Annotated in this window: 12 protein-coding genes; 4 read left to right on the top strand and 8 right to left on the bottom strand. The window is 45.3% G+C overall.

The genetic code is table 11. From position 1 onward, the window contains the following. Positions 1 to 139: 139 nt before the first annotated feature. A complete protein-coding gene (gene xylA / locus FD28_RS07165) occupies positions 140 to 1495 on the bottom strand; it encodes a xylose isomerase (protein ID WP_057734054.1) in 1356 nt (451 codons plus the stop codon). Between the two features lie 618 nt (positions 1496 to 2113). Here xylA and FD28_RS07170 point away from each other — a divergent pair. Beyond that, positions 2114 to 4357 (top strand): MucBP domain-containing protein, encoded by a 2244-nt coding sequence (locus FD28_RS07170; protein ID WP_057734057.1) that lies wholly within the window; start codon positions 2114 to 2116, stop codon positions 4355 to 4357. Between the two features lie 68 nt (positions 4358 to 4425). Here the strand turns inward: FD28_RS07170 and FD28_RS07175 are convergent, their stop codons facing one another. The 5 genes from FD28_RS07175 to pglZ all read right to left on the bottom strand — a co-directional run bounded on the left by FD28_RS07175 (position 4426) and on the right by pglZ (position 12372). After that, positions 4426 to 5625 (bottom strand): ROK family protein, encoded by a 1200-nt coding sequence (locus FD28_RS07175; RefSeq protein WP_057734059.1) that lies wholly within the window; start codon positions 5623 to 5625, stop codon positions 4426 to 4428. 351 nt (positions 5626 to 5976) lie between these two features. Further along, entirely contained in the window at positions 5977 to 6393 is a 417-nt protein-coding gene (gene arsC / locus FD28_RS07180) for an arsenate reductase (thioredoxin) (RefSeq protein WP_057734061.1), read from the bottom strand. Positions 6394 to 6455: 62 nt separating this feature from the next. After that, positions 6456 to 7841 carry a branched-chain amino acid transport system II carrier protein gene (gene brnQ / locus FD28_RS07185; protein ID WP_057734062.1) on the bottom strand — a complete coding sequence of 462 codons (1386 nt, stop codon included), beginning with the start codon at positions 7839 to 7841 and terminating at the stop codon, positions 6456 to 6458. Positions 7842 to 8459: 618 nt separating this feature from the next. Beyond that, positions 8460 to 9788 carry a replication-associated recombination protein A gene (locus FD28_RS07190; protein ID WP_057734064.1) on the bottom strand — a complete coding sequence of 443 codons (1329 nt, stop codon included), beginning with the start codon at positions 9786 to 9788 and terminating at the stop codon, positions 8460 to 8462. Between the two features lie 43 nt (positions 9789 to 9831). After that, entirely contained in the window at positions 9832 to 12372 is a 2541-nt protein-coding gene (pglZ, locus tag FD28_RS07195) for a BREX-1 system phosphatase PglZ type A (RefSeq protein WP_057734066.1), read from the bottom strand. 115 nt (positions 12373 to 12487) lie between these two features. On the opposite strand from pglZ, the gene FD28_RS13430 reads away from it, so the two are divergent. Genes FD28_RS13430 through FD28_RS07205 form a run of 3 tightly spaced genes read left to right on the top strand, consistent with a single transcriptional unit; the run spans position 12488 to position 15694 of the window. Continuing rightward, a complete protein-coding gene (locus FD28_RS13430) occupies positions 12488 to 13792 on the top strand; it encodes an Eco57I restriction-modification methylase domain-containing protein (protein ID WP_235806868.1) in 1305 nt (434 codons plus the stop codon). A gap of 10 nt (positions 13793 to 13802) precedes the next feature. After that, on the top strand, positions 13803 to 14552 hold the full coding sequence (locus FD28_RS13435; RefSeq protein ID WP_235806869.1) for a BREX-1 system adenine-specific DNA-methyltransferase PglX: 750 nt from the start codon (positions 13803 to 13805) through the stop codon (positions 14550 to 14552). Between the two features lie 53 nt (positions 14553 to 14605). Further along, the gene (locus FD28_RS07205) at positions 14606 to 15694 is read left to right on the top strand and encodes a tyrosine-type recombinase/integrase (RefSeq protein ID WP_057734067.1); all 1089 of its coding nucleotides are present in this window, start codon (positions 14606 to 14608) and stop codon (positions 15692 to 15694) included. A 58-nt stretch (positions 15695 to 15752) separates the two neighbouring features. Here FD28_RS07205 and pglX read toward each other — a convergent pair whose 3' ends face one another. Both pglX and brxC read right to left on the bottom strand, forming a co-directional pair. Then, positions 15753 to 19364 (bottom strand): BREX-1 system adenine-specific DNA-methyltransferase PglX, encoded by a 3612-nt coding sequence (gene pglX / locus FD28_RS07210; RefSeq protein ID WP_057734069.1) that lies wholly within the window; start codon positions 19362 to 19364, stop codon positions 15753 to 15755. Positions 19365 to 19396: 32 nt separating this feature from the next. Continuing rightward, on the bottom strand, positions 19397 to 23065 hold the full coding sequence (gene brxC / locus FD28_RS07215) for a BREX system P-loop protein BrxC (protein WP_057734072.1): 3669 nt from the start codon (positions 23063 to 23065) through the stop codon (positions 19397 to 19399). Positions 23066 to 23076: the final 11 nt, after the last annotated feature.

Genomic DNA, 23076 nt, shown 5'->3' on the forward strand with positions numbered 1-23076 from the left:
CTGCCAGCCGCAGGTGAAAGGTTAGGCCATTTTCAAGTCTACCATTTCAACTAGTCTGCAATTGTGGTAAATAAAAATGGCGGACGAACACACCGTCCGTCCGCCATTCTATTGATCTTTATTTTCGTAAGGATCGAGATTACTTGCTCAAAGTGTCAATGATGTAATGGTTGATCGTATCCTTGACTTCTTCCAAGTGATCTGAGTGCGTAGCAGCAATCAATTCTGATTGTGGCTTGTCGATAGCGTACTTTTCAAGGGACTTGAAGTCTGCCTTGCCGCTTTCGATATCAGCACCGATACCAGATTCGTATGAACTGTAACGGTCCTTCTTCAAGTTGTCTAAGAAGCCGTCTTCCTTCATAGCAACGGCAACCCGTAAGCCGGCAGCAAAGCTGTCCATACCTACAATGTGACCGTAGAAGAGGTCTTCTGGGGCAAATGATGAACGACGAGGCTTAGCATCGAAGTTCAAACCACCGCGAGGGCCGATGCTGCCGTTTTCAACAACTTCGTACATTGCAGCAGTCGTTTCGTACAAGTTAGATGGGTATTCATCAATATCCCAGCCGATTAACTTGTCACCTTGGTTGGCGTCCAATGAACCTAACAGACCTGCTTCACGGGCAGTCCGGATTTCGTGTTGGTAAGTGTGACCAGCTAAGTTAGCGTGGTTACCTTCCAAGTTCAACTTGAAGTCTTTGTCCAAACCGTATTCCTTCATGAAGGCAATCGTGGTTGCGGCATCGAAGTCGTATTGGTGAGTCGTTGGTTCCTTTGGCTTTGGTTCGAGCAACATTTGTGCGTCGAAGCCAATTTCGTTAGCGTAGTCTTTAGCCATGTGGAAGAACTTAGCAGCGTGTTCTTGTTCTTCCTTCATGTTGGTGTTCCAGAGTGATTCGTAACCTTCACGGCCACCCCAGAAGACATAGTTTTCAGAGCCAACACGCTTACCAATTTCCAAACTGTGCTTCAATTGAGCGGCACAGTAAGCAAAGATGTCAGCGTATGGAGAAGTTGCGGCACCTTCAACGAAGCGAGGGTTCGTGAACATGTTTGACGTGTTCCAGAGAACCTTCATGCCAGAAGTCTTTTGGTATTCAACGATCTTGTCAACAACTTTGTCCAGGTTCTTGTTGGTTTCACGTAAAGTGTCGCCTTCTGGAGCTAAGTCACGATCGTGGAAGCAAAGGTAATCTACACCCAATTTGTCGTAAAATTCGAATGCAGCATCAACCTTGGCTAAAGCCAAGTCCATAGGATCAGTGTACTTGTCGTATGGACGTTGGGCAGTACCATCACCGAATGGGTCAACTAAGCGTTGATCAAAGGTGTGCCAGTAAGCTACGGCGAACCGTAACCAATCTTTCATTTTCTTTCCGCCAATAACTTCTTCTGGGTTGTAGTATTGGAACCCTAAACCTGACTTCTTATCTTGATGGCCGACGTATTGAATCTTGTCGATGCCCTTCCAGTAACTTGTTTTAGTATCCATAATTTATAAAAACCCTCCTAGTTAGTTCGTTGCGACAACCAACTTACAAATTCAATTATACAAGGTTTTATCGTTAATGCAAGCGTTTTCGGGAAAAGATTTAAAAAATTGTTAGCGATTGCGAATAGTGTCGTACGGGGATTTCACTGTAAGCTTACAGTCCGTATGATCTTCCAGGTTAGTCAGCTTTTTTCCTATAGTATGACTGTTAAAAAGAACTTCATAATCCTACTCTTAAAAGCATTGCCATTTGCATTGCTAGAAAGTAGGTGCTGGCTAAAGCTGACAAACTAACTGCTACTTTATGCCATTATTATGTAACTTATAACCAACCATCGACCCGTACATCTTTTAGGACAGCAATCAAGCTATCCACAATTATGACATTCTTTTTTCATATTCTTTTTTTAATAACCATTCTCATTTATGAGTCTTTTGCATTAGAGAAACGCCTCTAATACACGTTTTCGACTATTGGCTAAGTCACTTTTGCATGGTTATTCTCACTATAAACCTAATCAGGTATGCTGTGGATTTCTTCTCTCAAATCTCCTATACTGGTGTTAATCGTTATTCAGACGTAGTTTTAACCCTTAACTTGTTCGAAGGAGGAGTATCATGACTAAAATAGCAAACACAACTCTACATTACAAAATGTACAAAAGCGGAAAATCCTGGGTTTTTGCCGGCATTGTTTCGGCGGGCTTGCTTTTCACCTTTGGCGGCACTGTAGCCCACGCGGATGCTAACTCCAATCCAGCTACAACGACTGAAACAACCGTTGAGCCGACGACAACTGAGACCAGAAACCGTGTTTTGCCAGAAACGCCTAATTCAAAAGAAACAACAAATGTGACCCCTGAGAATCCAGCGCCAGCTAAACAGCCAACCACTCCTGAAGAACCAGTCGTACATACACCAGCACCAGCACCAGCACCAGCACCAGCACCAGCACCAGCACCAGCACCAGCACCTAAGGTTGAGCCAAAAGATCCAAAAACACAAGTGTCCCAAACCCCAACACCGCAGCCAATTGATGCCTCATCATCACAACCTGCAAGCACGCCAATTGCCGCTATAACGCCACTCAATGTGCCAGCAAGCCAGTCGATTGATGACTGGATGCCAAATAAGACACTCCAGAGAATGGTTGCCAAGTATCTTAAAGAGGATGCCTCTCAGATCACACAAACTGATATGTTGCAATTAACCCACCTGAGCACAGGGCATGTACTAGGTGACACTGTTTATGTTGATGGCGAAACGCCCTTTTCATTAGAGGGACTTCAATACGCCAAGAATTTACTTTCGCTGGATCTTTCTTTTCAAGGTAATGGCGAGGGTAAGAACCCAGAATACACTGCTTTACAAAATTCACCAAATGGATCAGGGGCAATAGGCGATGTTGTTGACTTAACACCTTTAATTCCGCTCAAGAAATTAACGACCTTACATGTTGCATATAACAAGATTGCTAATCTTAAACCACTCGCCAATCTTAAAAATCTCGTTGACTTGGATGTTTCTTACAATATGATCGGTGATTTTTCGATGCTTGATTCCAAGCAATTTGCGTCTCTACAAATCTCACATCAACTCTTTGTACTTGACTTTGCACAGCAGAAGTTTATCGACCCAAAGACCCAAAAGATTACTGTGCTTTCTCCCGTTCAACTTCCGAAGAACTATAATGCAACTTTAAGCAATAAATTTATTTCGCCAACCGACTTCCAAGACATCGAGCGAAAAATTAGAGAAGTTCACGTTGGCCCTAATGCTGGCGGAATGCTTACTCAAGTCTTCTTATCAGGTATGACCAGGGACGATTTCAATCTAAATGCGGATAATACCATTACCTTTAAAAACATTGCACCACAGAGTCTCTACTACTACGAGAATGGCTTCTCAGGTGTGGATGGTTACGCGCCGACAGTTACTGGTATTGCCACTCCTGGCCATCATAAATATTATCTTCGTGCCGATTTAATCAGCACTCTAAGAGATTTCTTTACCGTCCTCATCCCCTACGCCACTACCGCCGCACCTATCACCGTCCAATACCGGGATAAAGCCGATGACGCCACAGCAATCAAACCAGACCTCGTCTTTGGCAGCGACAAAACGGCCGGTGATACCTACACGCTGACGCCAGACCAACTGGCCGTTGACGGCTACACCTATGATGATGCTGCTAATCAAAATGCCGCCATCACCGGAACATTCTCGGATCAGGCACAAACCATCACCTTGTATTACACCAAGGATGCCACTAAACCAGTTACCCCCGTCACCCCACCCGTTACGCCGGCCACAACCGTAACGGTCACGGTTCACTACCAAGACGGTCAGGGCGCGCAATTACTACCTGATGCGCAACTGACTGGTCAGCCGGGGACAACTTACCAGGTAAAAACCCCCGTACTCCAAGGCTACCAGCTAGATTCCGCCAGCAACCCGACTGGTACGTTTGGATCAAGTAATCAAGACGTCATGGTCACCTACCACAAGCTGGCTTCTGGCGGAGATGGCGCCACAATCACACCAGGAACCGACCCCACTAAGAAGCAGCCAAATCAGGCTAAACCCAACCAAGCCAAACCCGCTCAGCCACAAAAAGCTAATAACCAGGGTCAAGCCGCAACGGTCACGGCCACTGCCAAGCAGCCACAACGTTTAACCGCGACAGCACCCGCAAAAGTTGCGGGTAAGACCACAGCCAACTCGGTAGACTTAGCCGCCCCAACCGCGGCAACTAAACAAACCTTGCCCCAAACCAACGAGCATCGTACGTCACCACTCGTCGGTTTAGCCCTTCTCTTGGGCACCATCATCGGCTTTACCGTTCGACGGAAACGCAACTAATCCTAAGGCACAATATAAAAATGACGTCCACAGCGAAATTGCCGTGGGCGTCATTTTGTGAACTCATCTTAAATTTCAGTAGCTTCCGCGTTCGGTCGGTCAAAATTCAACTCGTAGCCGTTAAGATTCAACACGCGGTGCGTGATCAGGGAGCAGCCGCCGAGAACCGTGGCTAGCCGAGCATTGTTGGTCAGCTCAATCCCCCGGTCATCATTTTCAGACAACTTACGGTAAGCCACGCGAATGTCGGTCAACAGATCCGGTAGTTCTTCAACCAACGGTGAGTTGATGAAGAACGCATCGGGATCCAGTGTGCGCATCGTGTTATAGATCAGGGAAGAAATTCCCATCACAAAGGTCCGCATAATCTTGACCGTTTCCGCATCCCCGTCTTGATATAGTCGGACAATGTCGCCACGGTCCAGGTTACTGAGCTGTTTACGTTGTTCAACCTGCTGGATAATGGCGTCTTCCGAACAAATATCTTCGGCGTGGATCGGCCGGGTCTTGCCGTCATCATCAAATTGTAGACTGGCCACCGTTCGCCCAATTTCGCCGGCATCCCCGTGTTCACCCCGGAAGAGGTCGCGGTGCAGGATAACCCCGGCACCAATCCCACGGTGAATACTGATGGTGACAGCACTGTTGAGGTTGCGAGCGCCATTGAAGTCCCGTTCATAAACGGCAGACAGGTTGGCTTCGTTTTCCAACACGACCGGCACGTGGTAGGCCTCGGTAAAGGTCTGCTCTAAGTCGATACCATCCATATCAATGAAGGGGGACGTGACCACTTTATTATCCATCACGATCCCGTGAATGGAGAAGCAGATGCCGAGTAGGCCATGACTGCTGGTATCAGCGGACTGGGTATCCGTAATATACTGCTTGATCCGATCCACCATCTCGTGAATCGATTGATCCTTGGTCTCAATCCGGTCATACTGCCAAACGTGGCCATCCAAACGCGTGGCCAGGGCGTGCAAGTGCCGGTACCCCAAATCAAACGTTAATGTGTAACCATAGTTCTGGTTGATCTCAACTAACGTCGGCTTACGCCCACCCGCAGTGGAAGCCTCCCCCAGACCCAATTCTGTCAAGTACCCGTCGGCCATCAGTGTGTTGTATAACGATGAGACCGTTGACTTATTTAGGTGAAGCTGGTGAGAAATTTCGATCCGCGAGGTGGGATGGTTATTAAAAATCTGTTGTAGGACAAACTTCAAATTCTGGTCATGCAACTGATTACGATTCATACTACGACGAACCATCCAAATCCCTCCTTATCGCTCGGTCGTTCTTGCACCACTTCTCAAGTCATTACTGTTAGTGCGGCAGGCCGCCCAACTAACCGGGACAGCCACCGTCTTGAATATAATTCGATTGGAAGCGATAACAGAAACTAACATCATGGTTCAGTGAACCAACTAACCTCAGTATCGCCCACACCTTGTGAAATTTCAACCGTTTGTGCGAAATTTGTTGTGTTTTTTTTCGAATGGGTATTTTTCCGTGACAAGCCAGATACCTGAGCGAGCTAAAAAAAAGAGATGAGGTGGAAATTCCCCTCATCTCTAGCCATATTTGTCATAAAACTGACACGATATGTATACGCATATCGCCTACTCTTCTAGCGCCGCCACCAACCGCTTCACACGCGCTTCAATCTCATCACGTACCTGCCGGAAAACGGCCAGTACTGCGTCTTCGTCCCCAGTCGCTTGGGCCGGATCAGGGAGTGGCCAGTGACGCTTAGCCACGGTGGGCGGCGTCATCGGACACTTGTCCCGGGCATCCCCACACAGGGTGACCACCATGTCGCTGTGCTGTAAATAGTCGTTATCAATCAGTTTCGATTGTTGTTGGCTAATGTCGATCCCGCGTTCGGCCATCACCTTCACCGCCAGTGGATTCAAGCCGTGTTGTTCAACACCCGCGCTAGCGATCTGCCAATCTTGCGGTGCCAACTGTCGGGCAAAGCCTTCCGCCATTTGACTGCGGCAAGAATTCCCGGTACAGAGAAAATAGAGTTGCGTCATGGTTGCTACCTCCGTTTCATTAATGCTGCTATGAGTATACCATGACTCTCACGCAGACCGCCCTAACGATCATTCTCAACCACGGACGTCCGCTCACTAGCCCACCGCAGATGCCCCCAAACGATCCCGAGGACAAAACCCACAAAGGTCGGAACTAGCCACCCCAAGCCGAGACCGGCAAACGGGATGACCTGGTGATAGAATCGCAAGACGCTCGCAACTGGCCCTAGACTGGTCACTACCTTGGGTGAATTGGCCAGCATGTCCAACACGGCCGGAACCGCGGTAAAAGCAATCGTCATTTTATACACAATACCAGCGTAGGGGCGTTTGGCAACCGTTAAGGAAACCAAGATTAACGCCAACGACAACGGATAGAGCAGCATCAACACGGGCAACGACCAGGCAATGATCGTGTTCAGTCCGGCGTTAGCCACCAGGAAGGACACGAAGGTGGTCACGCGTAACCAGCTCAGGTAGCTGACCTTGGGGAATAACTTGTGAAAGTCCTGGGCAAACGAAGTCACCAGCCCTAGTGCCGTCGTGAAGACCCCCAGCGTCACCAGAACTCCCAGGAAGGCCGTCCCGAACCGCGTGAAGTAGTGACCCACGATTTGCGATAACGCCACGGCGCCATTTGCGGACAACGTCAATTGACTCAGGCTAAAGGCCCCCAACAGAACCAACCCAAAGTAGATCAGGATTTCCAAGACAATGCTCAACGTCCCGGCCTTAGCCGTCAGTCGGGTGAGCTCCCGGTCGTGGTAACCCAGCCCCCGAACCGCATGGACAAAGGTCACACTCAAGGCCAGCAGTGCGACCGCATCCACGGTGTTGTAGCCTTCCAGAAAGCCACTGACCGTTGCGTTGCTCTGGTAAGCCGTGGTCGCCGCGTGATCCAAGCCACCCATCGGATTGATAAATGCTACCACGAAGATGATGGCCAACATCGCTAAGAAGCCCGCGTTTAGGTACTTACCGACCACCTTGACCAAGTTATTCTGATGCGTGGCCAATAGGTAGGCGGCGCCGAAGAACAAGCCCGTGAAGAGCAACATCCCCACCGTGTCGAAACGCTTAGGCAGAAACGGCTGCAGCGCCATTTCATAAGCCGTTGCGGCCGTCCGTGGCGTCCCGAAGAAGGGCCCGATTGTCAGGTGAACCAGGATTAAAAAGAGAGCCGCATAGTGCCGCCCCACCGGCTTGGCCAGGTCATAGAGACCGTCGCTCTTGGTGACCACCACCGCCAAAATCGCTAGCAGCGGAAACAACGACCCAGAGATCGCGAAGCCCAGAGCCGCCGTGAACCAGTGACTGCCCGCCATTTGCCCCAGGTGCACGGGGAAAATTAAGTTGCCGGAACCAAAGAACATACCGAAGATCAGGGAACTAACTACTAATAATTGTCCCAAGTTTTTGCGCGATTTACCCGTTACTGTCTGCTTCATATTGCTTCCTCCACAACTTAACTTTGATTTTAAACGTCAAAAGAGCCCTTCTCCCACTACGGGAAAAGGGCTCTACAAGTAGAACGGTACCACCTTTTTGAGGCAGTTACCCGCCTCACTCATCACGGACAAACATCCGCTAGCCAAATAATGGTGGCCACCACGATTGCCTACATATCAGCATCGAACTCGGAAATGATTTTCACCCTGGCTTGACGGTCACTTTCCACTTGACGTGACTCACTACGCATCGCTGCCAGGGCTACTTTTTTCCTCAACGTTTTGAAGTATTGGTTGTATTATAGGTGGCTATAGATGAAAATGCAATGGTAATTTTAATTGTTTTCTCATTTTATTACTTAATGATCCATTTAACCACTGAGCGCGGGAATTGACGATTATCCTGTGTATTTAAAACCACCATTAGCTCAGCATCCTTAATTTCCGGATAGGTCTTAATAAGGTGGCCTTTCGATTTATAAATTAAAAAAACGGCGATATTTGAATAAACAGCAGATAAGGTACACCTGTTTATTCAAATATTGCCTAATTTTCAATAAACAGCTGAAATTCAATCGCTGTTTAGGTCTTTATCGTCCATATTTCAACAATCCACAGTTAATGTTGATCGTCACCCGCGTGGTCCTGCCGCCACTGTTTCACATAATCCAGCCGCTTCTTAAAGAGGTCTTCCCGTCCCTGATTCGTCGGGTGATAATACTCGTGGCCGATCAAGGAATCCGGTAGTGTCTGCATCGTGGTCAATTTATCCTTGGTGTCGTGCGCGTACTGATAATCCTTCCCGTAGTCCAGGTCCTTCATCAACTTGGTCGGCGCGTTGCGAATCTGAAGGGGTACCGGCTCATCACGGGTTTCCTTCACGTCCCGTTTAGCTGCCAGACGAGCCTTATAAATGGCGTTGGACTTCGGTGCCAGCGCTAGATAGGTGACCGCCTCCGTCAGATGGACGTCACACTCCGGCATCCCCAGAAATTGGCAGGCCTGAAAGACGTTGACTGCCACATTCAGGGCGTTGGTGTCTGCCAACCCAATGTCCTCGCTGGCAAAGCGGACCAAGCGCCGCGCAATGTACAACGGATCTTCGCCACCCTCCAGCATCCGCGACAGCCAATAGATGGCGGCATCCGGATCGCTGTTCCGCATGGACTTGTGCAGCGCCGAAATAATGTTATAGTGCTCCTCACCCGTCTTATCGTAGAGCACGAACTTCTGCGAGATCAGTTGTTTGAGATCGTCCATGTTGACGGTCACCTGATCGCCCTGCTTGTTGCCGTTGAGCACGGCCATTTCTAGCGTATTCAACGCACTGCGCGCATCGCCATTGGCAAATTCAGCGATCGCCCGCAGTTCATCGGCGCCAATCTCGACCTTGCCTTTAAACCCATCCGGGCTGGCCAACGCATTGGTCAACAACTGCTCAACATCCGCCGTCTCCAAGGCCTTGAGTACAAAGACCTTACACCGCGATAGCAGAGCGGAATTAATCTCAAAGGAGGGGTTCTCGGTCGTCGCCCCGATCAGGACAATGCTGCCCCGCTCAACGTACGGTAGAAAGGCATCCTGCTGGGCTTTGTTGAAGCGGTGAATTTCATCGACAAACACGATGGTCTTTTCACCGATGGCCAAATCATTACCGGCCTGCTTCATGATTTTTTTAATCTGACTAATGCTACTGTCGACCGCACTGAACCGTAAAAACTTGGCCTGCGTCTGGCGAGCAATAATCTCAGCTAGCGTGGTTTTGCCCACACCCGGCGGCCCCCAGAAAATCATCGACGACACCTCGTCATTTTCAATGAGCTCACGCAAAATCTTACCGGGGCCCAGCAAGTGCCCCTGACCCACGAAATCGGCGAGCGACCGCGGCCGCACCCGACTAGCCAACGGCGTATTCTGTTGATTGGCAAACAACGACTCTTGCTCCACGAGAAGCACCACCTTTTTAGGTCAATGATACCGCCAAAATAGCTTAAAAATCAAAATCGTTTAAATCCGCAATGTCCATGGTAAATGGCGTTTCCGTCTTTTCACCATTGTTCATGTTCTCGATAACGAGATAATAATTCTGTTGCTTATCGTAATCGTGATCGGCTAAAACAATCTGAATGTTTTGCATACGATCCTTCACGGAAACCGATCGACTATTGGCGTTAACCGTGGTTTGACCTGAAATTTGCTGATCACGTTCATTGATAAAGTACAGTTTGAATTCAGCCGGAATGACGGTCGAACTAATCGCCGCTGACTGACGGACAACCAACGGCACCGTCAACGACGTAATCTGCCGGTTCATGCTGAATAATTCCAGCTCAACGTCATGTGCCGCCGACCGGCTAGAGGTCGTTTTAACCTCTAATAGGGGCACCACCATTTCCTGAAGCGATGATCCGCCGTGAACATAATTAAATGAGCCAACCGCCTTAAAAACATTGGCGGTTTTGGGATAATACACATTGTCTTGATCATCATTTGCCAGAATGTCACCCAACTTCTGATGAGCAACGCCTGGTAAGTCAAATTGGCGAGGTGAGATGAAATAACGTTGAGACTTCTCGTCGCCATCTTCTGCTGTAACCGCGATTTTGTCCGTTTCTTTGAGCTGATCATTACGATAAATGTAACCATGATCCGCCGTCACGTAGATCTGAGCAATCCCCTGCGTTCGTAGACGTGTGATCAACTGCTGAATCTCGTCAATTGCCTCTTCGGTCGCCTTAAACACATCATCTTCCGTCTTCTTATTGTCACCAATCGCGTCCACTTGATTGTGATAAATGTAGACCACTTCTTGTCCCGTAAACTTCGCCCGAATTCCCTTCGCAGAGTCACCCTTCAAATCATCTAAGGCATAGGCGGCACTCTTAGGATTATGATGTTGTAGGATTTCTTGACGATGCGCCAAACTATCGGCTAGTTGACCATCAACCGTCATTTTCTTATTTTGAGTGTTTAAACTCAGCTTACGGTTAGGTAGTAGCAATGGCATCCCCAGATACGTTACCGAGGGTAATCCCGTAATCATGTAATCCATTTTTAGTCCGGTTACTTGATCCTCACGACTCAACCGTTTCTCCAGCTCTTTTGCCGCTTCAAATCGGAATGCGTCTGAAATAATCACGACCACACGATTCTTTTCTGGGGAAACATGGAATCTGTAAAAATTACGCTGCAATTTTTTCGGATCAACTTCGGCGTAATCTAAGCCTTGATTCCAAGCGTAAATGGAATTGTCCAGATAATTATTTACATAAATCGACTCAATTAGCGCCTTCGTCTTGGCAAACTGTTCCGGCATCCCCGCCTGCTGATAATAGTACGTAAACTTGCGATAATCGGTATCCATCTTGTACCCCGTCGTCACGTAGTCGTCAATCATCTCTTGCAGGCCTTCCTGGGGCTGTTGATGAGCATGACGAACAATGTACCAGGCCTTGCGCATCATGCGGTAAAGCCGCGCAAAACGCGGCTTAATGCCAAAGTGAGTTTCTAAGCGTTGATGGGTTATCTCCACAATCGTCTGATTATTAAGGCGACCGTCCAAGTCCTCAAGCTGTAGCCGATCCTGAATCCACAGCAAAATACGCTGGTCAAATCGGGGAAATACATCTGACTTAGCCAAATCATCCATCTTGGTTTCTTTAAATAGTCGATCGCCATCCACATTGCGCCAGATTAAATCGGCAATGCTAGCAAAGTCATCTTCGTCCTGAGTCGTCGCACTATTTCGATGATTACTAAACTGTTGTACCAAGGTACGGACGTTGGCGCCATGATTACTTAGGTCATATTGCGTTAGCGCTTTGGGTACCGCCTTGTCCATTTGCTGGTAGACAACGGTCAAATACATCCCCGTCATTAAATCCACCAATTGCGGCTGCTGGCTAACGTAACCAAATCGGTCGGCAATCTCGGACCAAAAAGCCCCTAAGACACCAAACTTCTCAAACTCTTCCAGTACTGGATTGTCTTGAATGCCCTTGGTTAAGAGCTCTTGCAACACATCAAAAAAGTCTACGATCGGTTGATCCAGGTGGACCAGAACGGCCATAATTGCCAACTCTGGTTTCTTCTGGTAACTGGCCACATCGTAGCGGGCAAAGCTCTTGCGTCGACGCTCGTTACCAAAAAACGTCGTATATTGTTTGATGAAGGGCTTCAGCTCATCCGGTAGTCCTAATTCCTTACGTAGGATCTCCTTAGAGTCCGCAGAAAATGTTCCAGAATACCATAAAATACTGCGAAGATGATCTTCATCTAATGCCGGCTCAGGGGCCGGTGAGTAGATTAATGCTTTTCTTTGACGTGATAATGCCAATAAGTGCTGTTTAGTGGCTACCTGATGTCCTGGCGCCATCACCACAACTTCGGCAATACCCGTCAAAGCGTCTTTGATAGCCGAGATACTATCAGCAAAGTCACCATTATCGTCGTACCAAAAAATAAATTGGTTTTCTGCGGTAAATCGCTTTTTAAGTGTCGTAATGATTTGATTGATATCCACGTCTGCCATGGCTTCTGCTCCCTTTATAATCCGTTTTAAAGTCTAAGTTAATCATAACGTAAACGGCTGACGTCTGCAGGATAATTTGTGAAATTTATTGTTCACTCCAAACTATCATGATGGCGTGATTCAGCATTTGATTACCGACATCAGCGAGGATGATTTCAACGTGGCCGTGGGTGGTCAGGTTGAGATTATTGGGTGGCTGTATCAGTACTATAATACGGAGCCACATGACCAAGTCGTTAATATTACGGGTGGACCGGTTAAGAAAAATGATATCCCGGCCGCAACGCAATTGTTCACGACTGACTGGGTCGTGAAGTACATGGTGGATAACTCATTAGGAAAGTATTGGCTAGAACGCCATCCTGAAAGCAGTCTCCAAGAAAAGTTAGCGTTCTTGTTACCGGCCGATATTGAGATTGTTACTGATAATGAATCAGTTGAAGATCTAAAAATCATTGATAATGCCATGGGATCAGGACATATCTTGGTTTATGCGTTTGACGTTTTGATGCAGATTTATCAAGAACAAGGCTATGCTATCCGAGACGCTGCTACGCTCATCATCAAAAATAATTTATTTGGACTGGAGATTGATAAGCGTGCTTATCAATTGTCCTACTTTGCTTTGATGATGAAGGCCCGTCAGTTCAATCGACGCGCACTTCGTAATGGTGATTTAGCGCCAAACGTCTTTGTTTTTGAAGATACCGATGATGTGTCAGAAGAGTTCTTGGCAAAAATTTCAGAGAGCGACCAAGCTGACTTGACTGAAATTATCGATAAGTTTAGGAACGCTCGTGAACTAGGGTCAATCATACATTTCGATACACAGAAAACATATGACTTTGATAGCCTACAAGCAGCGGTAGAAGCTGTGACCACTGATGGGTTAGACATCTTTGGCATACAAGAAACTAAAGAAAAAGTTTTGCGTGTTTTAAGCATCGCTAAGATCCTAACCGATCGTTACGATGTTGTTGTGACGAACCCGCCATATATGAATAAAATGGACGCCGCATTGAAGAAATACGTGAAAAAGTATTATGCAGATTATTCCGGTGATTTATTCTCCGTTTTCATTTTTAACAATAGTAATCTTGTCAAAAAAGGTGGCTACTCAGCGTTTATGACGCCATTTGTATGGATGTTCATTAAAACCTATGAGAAGTTACGAAAATATTTAATTGAAACTAAAAAAATAGATAGTCTTATTCAGATGGAATACTCGGCGTTTGAAGAAGCCACCGTGCCGATTAACACATTTGTTATGAAGAATGTGACAAATGAATCACTGGGCACCTATGTGAAGCTTTCAGCGTTCAAAGGCGGCATGAATGTCCAAAGGGACAAGGTTCTTGAAGCGATTGCCAATCCCAATGTTAGTTACCTTTATCGAACTAACCAAAGCGAACTTTGCTAAGATTCCGGGGATGCCGATTGCTTATTGGGCTAGTGAAAACTTGATTCATGATTTTGAAGTTGGCACACGAATGGATGAGCTAGTCGATGCACGTCAAGGATTGGCGACAGCCGATAATAAACGCTTCTTGAGATTGTGGTATGAGGTTAGCAATACAAATATTAGTTTTCATTCGACTTCTATTGCCGACTCGATAAAATCACAGAAGAAGTGGTTCCCATGTAATAAGGGTGGAGCCTATCGAAAATGGTTTGGAAATTATGACTATGTTGTAAACTGGGGAAATGACGGCCAAGCTATTCGAGGCTTCACTGACTCAAACGGTAAAGTTCGTTCCCGCCCACAGAATACTAATTATTACTTTCGTGAAGCGATAACTTGGTCCGACATTACAAGTGGTAATTTTAGCATGCGCTATCGATCGTCTGGAAGCATTCATAACAATGTTGGAATGTCGGCTTTTTCGGACTCACATATCGATCTTTTGATGATTTTAGGTCTAATGAATTCTCCAGTTGGAAACTACATTTTAAAGTTATTAAATCCAACGATCCACTTAGAAATAGGAAATTTCAATGCTTTTCCAGTAATTTTAGACGTCGTTCAAGATTACAATGTGCAACATGATATACGATCATTAGTTGAAATAGCACAAATTGATTGGGATTCCTTCGAAGCAGCTTGGGGCTTCACCCATCACCCACTCTTATCTCACATCGCTGACGATAACCTATCACACTGTCGTTCTCCCGTTGGCTAATACGCCTATCTGTGACAAAATTGTGCCAATAGACAGTAACGGAGGGAAAAACTATGGTAAGTTATCGTAAACGTGGCAACGCCTGGCAATATGAGATTTCCTACAAGGACCAAAATGGCAAGTACAAGAAGCTTCGTAAATCAGGCTTTCTACTCAAATCTGAAGCAATTTTAGCTGCTAGCAAGGTCCAAACAGAACACCCTAATCTGACAACCGTCAAGTCCGGCAGCGAGTCTTTAGTTTCTTATTACAAGCGCTGGATTCAAGTTTACAAGCAAAATGCCGTTACACCCATCACCTATAACAAGTATCAAAACACTGCTAAACATGCGATTGAACTCTTTGGCGACCTCAAATTGAAGGACTTAACCAAGCTAATTTATCAGGAACGGCTAAATGAATTTGCAAAGACTCATGCTAGACGAACCGTCTCCTGCTTCCACAAACAGCTGCGCGCCTGTATTTTAGAGGCTCTAGACGAAAAAATAATCACAACTGATCCCACTAGAAAGGCTGTCATTACCGGCCAAGAGCGCCCTAAAATGGCCAAAACGCTCAACTACGCTGATTGGACAAAATTACTTCGCTATCTCAACACCTCACAAATCGGTGAAATGATTATTTACCTCGCAGCCGTCACCGGCATGCGCTACGGCGAGATCGTGGGCTTAACTTCTAACGATATTGACTTGGAAAACAAGCTAATTAATGTGAACAAAGCTTGGGATTACAAGTATAAGACTGGTTTTATGAAGACTAAGACCCGCTCCTCGGTTCGTGAAATTGCTATCGATTCCGAAACTAGCCGCAAGCTTGATAAGTTTTTGGAATGTCACGCTTCAGAACCCAATCGCCCCATATTTATGAACGCAGCCGGTCACATCTTAGTCAGCGCCGAAATCAATAAAGTCTTAACCGAGAAGTTGGCAGAACTTAAGATTCCGCGGATTACCTTCCACGGTCTCCGACACACACATGCCTCAATCTTACTCTACAAAGGGGTTAGCGTCCTTTCAGTTTCACGACGATTAGGTCATAGCAACATCACCACGACGCAATCAACCTACTTACACATCATCAAAGAACTCGAATCTCAAGACCAAGATAAGATCATTGCCATCTTGAATAATATCTCAAAATAGTTGGCACATAACTTGGCACAAAGGGGGCTTCTCATCAATCTGAGAGGTCCCCTTTGTCTTATTTCAGCTTGGATAGAATGGTATTGCCATCTTGAAGTTTGTCGTAATTCACGACGACACCATCGTCCAAATCTAGTTCAATTTTTTGGTTCGCAATATGCTGAATCAATGGATCATACTTAATGATTTCAGACAATTGCTGGTTTAAGTGTTTGAGGGTCTTTTCATAACGTTTCTTTTGACTAGTTACTGTCTCATCGTTAGCCAACTGAGTTAACTGGTCTATCCGCAATTCATATTTGCCTTGCAGTGGATGCAGATAATTCGTTCGAATCATGGCTAACTCATCTGAATCGTAACGGTGGAGATACATCAAAGCCTTGAAACCATTGGCCTTGCCACTATTAAACTCCCAATAAATAGGACGTTTTTGATAGATCTTCTTGTGATCCTTGAAGAAGTCCTCGACAAAGTAACGTCGAATGGCCGCCTCATCGGTATCAGCCTTTTTGCCAACGACTCCAGCAATATAAGCGATATTTTCGGCAACTGTTTCTGCGCCAAAAGTGGCCGTCAGAAAGACTTTCAGCCGGTTAATGATATCGCGTGAATCGCCAAAGTAGTCAGCATCATTTAGCATCAACAGGTTGTCCTCATTTGGCACAAAAGTTTGATACTTGCTTTGATCCCATTCTCCACCAGCAAAAGCTAATCCTTCAATGTCCAATGAATAACGGCCAAAGACAACCCCAACAAAGTATGATAGGAACGATTTAATGTCCCGAACTTCATCAGCTAACCTAACAGAAACGTCCTTATCAGCCACTTCCGGCGTTAATTCATCATTCAGGCCATACAAATCAATGAAGATTCGGTTCAACTCTTCTTCATTTGATTTAAGCTGATCAAATCGATCCTTAGCCTCAAGTTGCCATAAACCAAACGCATTTTTTAGCTTACCATTAACTTCATTTCGCTTATCGTCAGCGATGTGAGCTAGGAGTGGATGGTGGGTGAAGTCCCAGGAGGTTTCGAAGGAGTTCCAATCCATAGCTGATTGATGCATATTATCTTTAGTTAATGTAGCTATGGATGTATTACTCGATTTAATTACAGGTAGGATTGCTACCTGACCGGCTTCGTAATTTAATGTTGGAGAAATAAATGACATAATCTGCGTTGCAACTTTAGAATTCAAAAAGGCTAATAAAAATATTCTAGATTCTTCACTTTCACTGTAAATACTTGTGCCAGCGACATCAAATATAAATCCCTTTGGAAAGTATCGGAATGCTGCTTGACCACTTGAGATTTTTGACCAACTAATACTGGGTTCAAAATACTTGGAAATACTTTTAATTGTTCTAGTAAATGATTTATAAAGCGAAGCTGCATAGCCCTTCAACTCTGCACCATCGTTTTCATAATTAATTACGTAATCCTGGTTACCATACCACCTTCTAAACGCTCCACCTTTATTATAGGGGAACCACTTCTTATTACTATGACTGGCATCAACCGAACTACTAAACCCTAATCCTATTAAGGAATACTCAATTTCATGCCAGTGTCGTAAAAAGCGATTGTTATTCGAAGTAGCTAATCCCTGTCTAGTTTCAGAAATGTTGGAAAGTGAAGTTCCTCTAGTAAATGCACTAAGCAAGTTTTCACTAGCCCAATAAGCAATCGGCATCCCTGGAATTTTCGCAAAGTTCGCTTGGTTAGTTCGATTAAACCGATTACCTGCAATTGGTAAATTATGTGGTATCCGACCAGAAGCATCTGCTGTTTTGATTTGATGATACGTTCCTACAAATCCTACCAGTTGACAGTTCCTGACAATTGTTACCGCCGTGCCGAAGGCAATTCCCATAACGTTATTTTCCATATGCATCAAGTTCGAAATAGTGTATTTTTTTAGAAGGTTGATGCGCATCTTTTCAAAGCTTGAGAGAAACATCCAAGATTGCATCGTAACCATTGCATTGTATCCACCAGGAAGTAATGCTTTATTCCAGCGCTCAATGAACATTGCGAACAGATCTGACTTAGCATTGGGATAATTTTTCTTTGCAAACTTTGTGAGGTTCTCTCCCATTCTAGATGATCCCATATAGGGCGGATTGGTGATGATAACTTGATACTTCTGACTAAGCAATTCCGCAGAATCTAATATTACTTTTACTTTATCCAATAACGGTATTAATTCAAAAGATAACTGATTTTGATTTAGTGCGCTTAATTCCTTGTGTAATTGTGTTAACGTCAGGCCATCTTCAGAAATGAGTGAACCTAGTTCATTTCCGTATGTGAAGTCTTCAAGAAGCTTGTGTAAAAGCTCGTGACTAGTGTCGGATAACTGGACTAATAGAATATCGAAGTCTTCTAGTCTTAAATCATCTGTTCCGGGAATGTCGTAAACGTTCATGTGATTAATCTGAGTTAAGGTGCGCCGATTGTACTGTCGTGCCTTCATCATGACCGCAAAGTACGATAGCTGAAAAGCTCGTGTATCAATATCAAGTCCATTTAAATTGTACTTTACAATATTTTCTGCAGCATCCCTACGAGAATAGCCTTCAGAAGTATATATTTGCATAAAAACGTCAAATGCGTATACCAGAATGTGACCAGAACCCATTGAGGGATCGATCATTTTTAAACTGGTGACTTCTAAAGTTTTCAGAGTATCATCATGAGAATCGAGATTATCTTGAACACTTTGCGGTTGTTTAGCGTCAGTCATGTAATATTGCCAATTGAATTCGTTGGCAATATCCATCTCACTTTGAGAATTATCCACAGCCAGTCGATGTTTGATCCAATACTTTCCCAAGGAGTTTTGCACCATGTACTTAACGATCCAGTCCGGTGTAAATATTTGAGTAGCAGAGGCAATCTCCGTATCTCTGAATTTATGGGACTTGGGCATGCCAATGACCGTGTCCTTAGGTTCCGTATTATAGTACTGATACAGCCACCCAATAATCTCCACCTGACCACCTACGGCCACGTTGAAATCATCCTCACTGATGTCGGTAATCAAATGCTGAATCACGCCATCATGATAGTTTGGAGTGAACAATAATTCTGCATAATCATTCGTTGTTTCGAATAAATACGGCAGATTCTTGTGCAACGCGTTTGCCTGTTTAATGAATAACATCTGATACTCGGCATCCGTATCACTAGGCTGTTCTGTGTCCAATGCACGATCGATCAGCGCCTGCTCAGCAGATGTGAACCCACCTAAATATTCTTCAACATCCCCCGTATTCAGCATAATATCCGGGACGTTACGGTTCTCGGTACTAGACAATACCCGTATCTGACTTGGCAGATAGTCGTTCACTTCCATAAAACGAATCGCAATGATTCGGTTAAACCAAGTGTAGGCCACCTCTTCTACCAGATCATTAAACGCCGTCGCAAAATCATTTTTGCGCGCTCGTTGCTGCAATTCGGCAACTAATTTTTGCCGTTTGATGATGTCATGACCCGTGATCCCGTTCTGATCATCCACGTAGTATTCAATTTCCGACGTCGAGATTGGCAGCTTTTTGCTCACACCCTCTGACGTAATTCCCAGCATTGCTGCTTTTAGTTGGATGCCTTTGATGAGTGAACGACGCGCATCAATCGCAAATCTTTTAATTGCTGTTTTATCCATAGACTATTCCTTCACTCCATATCAGATCTTGACTATAGTTCAAAATCAACCTTGCCATGCTCATTTAATTGCTGTTTGAGAATCTTTCTCAATTGCTCAACTTTGACATCCACATCCTGAGCGTTATTTAAGCGCCAAGTCTGTTCCATTGGCAACGTCTTGGCACTGACATTCTTAGGCGTCACAACCGTCACAGCCGCTTCTGAATCCGATTCTGCATCTGAACCCAGGTCAGGCTCTACATCTGGCGTCTCGTCAACCTGATTGCGTTGACCCTGTTTCTCTTTTTCACGACGAATTCGTTCGGCTTCTTCTGCCGCACGTTGCGCCAAAAGCTGATCCATTTCCTTAGTCAGCGCTTCACGGTGTTTTTGAGCTTGTTGGGGCACCACAAACAGTTCGTTCAACGTCGTCGCATCCCGTGCATTCTCCAATAAGTGCATGAAGTCTTGCTTGACCTTACTTTCAAATTCCTGTGTCAGTCCATGTTCCGCAGCATAACTCTCTGTGGCAGCCTGTTCATCTTCAATTTTGCTCTGTGTATCACCCAGACCAGCATCGAATTCCGTATTAAAGGCATTCCGAAAGGCTTCTACCAGATCATTCAGCTGCTTGATTTTTCCTTGTGGCCGATTACGCATAATCGTATCTATTTTGACAATCAATCCTTTAACCTGCGGACTCGTGACAAATTCTTTAGAATGCGCGTAAACATTCTGCTGATCATAAGCATCTTTCCAGATTCTTTGCTGCGTTGGACTACGGTAGAATTCACTGATACCATCTTCTTCCATATCCTCATGCCAATCCAAAATGTCTTCACGTTTATGACTGATCAGATCATAAAATTTATCAGTATCGTGCTGTGCCAATAATTTATCTAGTAGGTCGCTCCCCGTCTGTAAGACATCATGACCAGGGTAAAAACTAGGCTTATTGTCGTAGATCTCTAAGGTCTTCCGTTCATTTTTGATACTCTCCTGCAATTCATGCATCAGCGTATCGTCTTCGGAATCGCTAAACGACTGCTTGCCAAAGACCTCTAGCGCAACCTTGCGTAAGTCCTTCTTCTTTTGTTCGCTGATCGCCTGCCGTGGTACCATCTGAACGGCATCCACGTATTGGCGCTTAAGGAAATATTTGGCCAACTCATTGGCGGAGACCCCAGTGTGTAAATTCAGTATTTCTCCGTTAACGTAGACTTTTAGCTTAGAATCAGCGAAAAGTTTAGCGACTAACCATTTTGTATCACTCTCTCGGTAACCGTAAGGCACCTTGCCAAACCGTTCCAGGATAGCCTTATAAGAAATTTTGTTGTGCCCTGTAGACTCCCGGTTAATCCGATCCAAAACGGCTTGCACCGCTTGAGCATTTTCGTCAGTCTTAACCAATTCATCCGTATCTTTAAACAAAGCCACAACATCTGCATCTTGCTTAACGACATCGATGTAGCTTAGATTGCGATAAATCTCATCGATCAGCTGCTCCTGAGCCTGTGCCAACCGTGTGAAGAAGTCCTTTGTCCCTGCTTCGATTCGATCTCCCTGAACGTAAATATCCGCCCGTTGCAAAACAGCCAAAAGTTCTTTCGCCACACTAGCTTTTAAAGACGTCAATTCAGTTTTTTTGAGATCCACAATACGTTGCGAACGGGCATCTTGTGATTGCTCCTGCGGATTTAAAATGAACTTTTGAATTTGCAAAACACGGCGTTGATCATTGGCATACTGCTGTTCATTTGGTAGGTCAATGATGATCTGCGGCTGTTCCGGTGAACTTGACTGCCGCCGCAATTCAATGTCCTCATGATTGGTCTCACTTTCAACCGTGATAATCTTTAAATTAATATCCTGATTCGTCTGTCCAACCGGTCGATCATCCACCCACTGATTAAAGACGAAGTTGTATTGCTGTCTTAACTTTGGGTAAGTGTAACGCTTGGAAATTGCGGCACTGCTGAAGAGGTATTCTCCAATTGCCTGCGAAACATCCCCAGAATCCACATTCTGACGTTGAATCTGTTTGCTGATATCTTGTTCCGCATCCGTTAAGAATTCATAACCCTTCGTCGTCTTCTCCACGATGTTTTGTTCTTGAAGCACCTGCAGTGCCTTCTTGACCTTAGCTTCTAACGCAATTCGATCCGCATCAATTGAATCAATCATCAGTGTGACCAGATTATTTAGGGTTGCATCGAAGTCCTGGACATATTTCACCATAAACAGGGTTTCTAAAACCTGAACCGCAAACGGATTATCTTCACCCGTAGGATTGATTAATTCATTATTCTGCGCACGTTGAATGACAATCATGTGGGTATGGTCCAGGAAGTGACTTAATCCCTGAAAGAAGATACTAAATGGCACCAAGGCCTTGGTTTCCCGATCTTCCAAACGACGGGCAGATTCCTGGAAGACCGCCAGCATTGATCGCTCACCGTTGGCTAAATGTTTCCCATCCGAACCATTTTCCCGAATCGCCGTTAATGTATCCTGCAACAGGAAAATCTGGTAAGGCACAAAGGGATACAGGTCTGCAAACATTTTGGCATCATCGTAACGCTTACGTTCTTCTTTCCCATCAAAGCTAATCAGATTATTAATGACGTGTTGGTTATCCTCAAACGTCGCTTCTAGTAGTCGTTCACTACTATCCGTTTTCGCCAACAACCGCTTTTGAATAACTTCATCAACGTTGGCTGATGACATCGCAATCCGCGTCTTGAACCGCCCCTGAATTTTCGAGAAGTCTTGACCATTAATGTTTGTTGTCACCTTGTCGATGGCCTGTTGACTAGTAACAATGACCCAAGCTTTACCATGCGTGTAAGTCCCCAAGTCTTCGACAATACTCTGCAAATTGAGCATCCGCTGCTGACTAGACCCAATGTATTGCCCCACTTCATCGACAAGAAACACCATATGATAGTTGGGATCTTTCGTCTCAATGTGCCGATTGACCAGTTTGGCAAAGCTCTCCACACTGATGGGATACTCTTTTTTTAACTGATCGATAAAGCCGTTGGCATCATCCAGCGACATAAACCCAATCTCAACTAATGTGTCACGAATGGTGCCTTTGAGGAAGGCATAGGCATTGCGGGCTTCTTTCCACTCGCGGTGTTGGTGATCTTTCTCCTGAAACTTCGCTTGAAAATCATCATACTTCCCTTGGGCAATCAGATCCCGTTCCAGATCGGCAATCCAAAAATCAGCACCGAATAGCCCCAATTGTTCATTAAACACCTGCAAGAAAACGTTAAGAATTGCGTCTTTTTGCGATTTATTTCCATTCTTAGCCTTGGAATCAATGTTAAATAGCATCACTTCATTGGGCACCGTCGTCGCCAATTTCATGTCGGCTAGCGTCCCCTGATCATGAATCTTCTGGTCATCAATAAAGTAATCCAACGCCTTTTTGCCTGCAACCTCACGATTTTCAAGTAAGTACGCTAAAATCTTCAGAAAATGAGATTTCCCAGAACCAAAGAAACCAGAAATCCAAACGCCCATGTTGGTCGTATCATGATGGATGCCCTCTGCGTAAGCCGCAAAGAAATCCTTGAAGTGATTGTCTAACTCTTTAGTAACGACGTATTCTTCTAGTTCTTGTTTAACATTTGCATCCTGTTCATCACCAATCGTAATGACACCCTTAATATCACGATCAATCGATTTGGCAAAAATATCTTTGATTTTCATGACGACTCTCC

Source organism: Levilactobacillus hammesii DSM 16381 (genome assembly GCF_001434395.1).
GTDB classification, from domain to species: Bacteria; Bacillota; Bacilli; order Lactobacillales; family Lactobacillaceae; genus Levilactobacillus; species Levilactobacillus hammesii.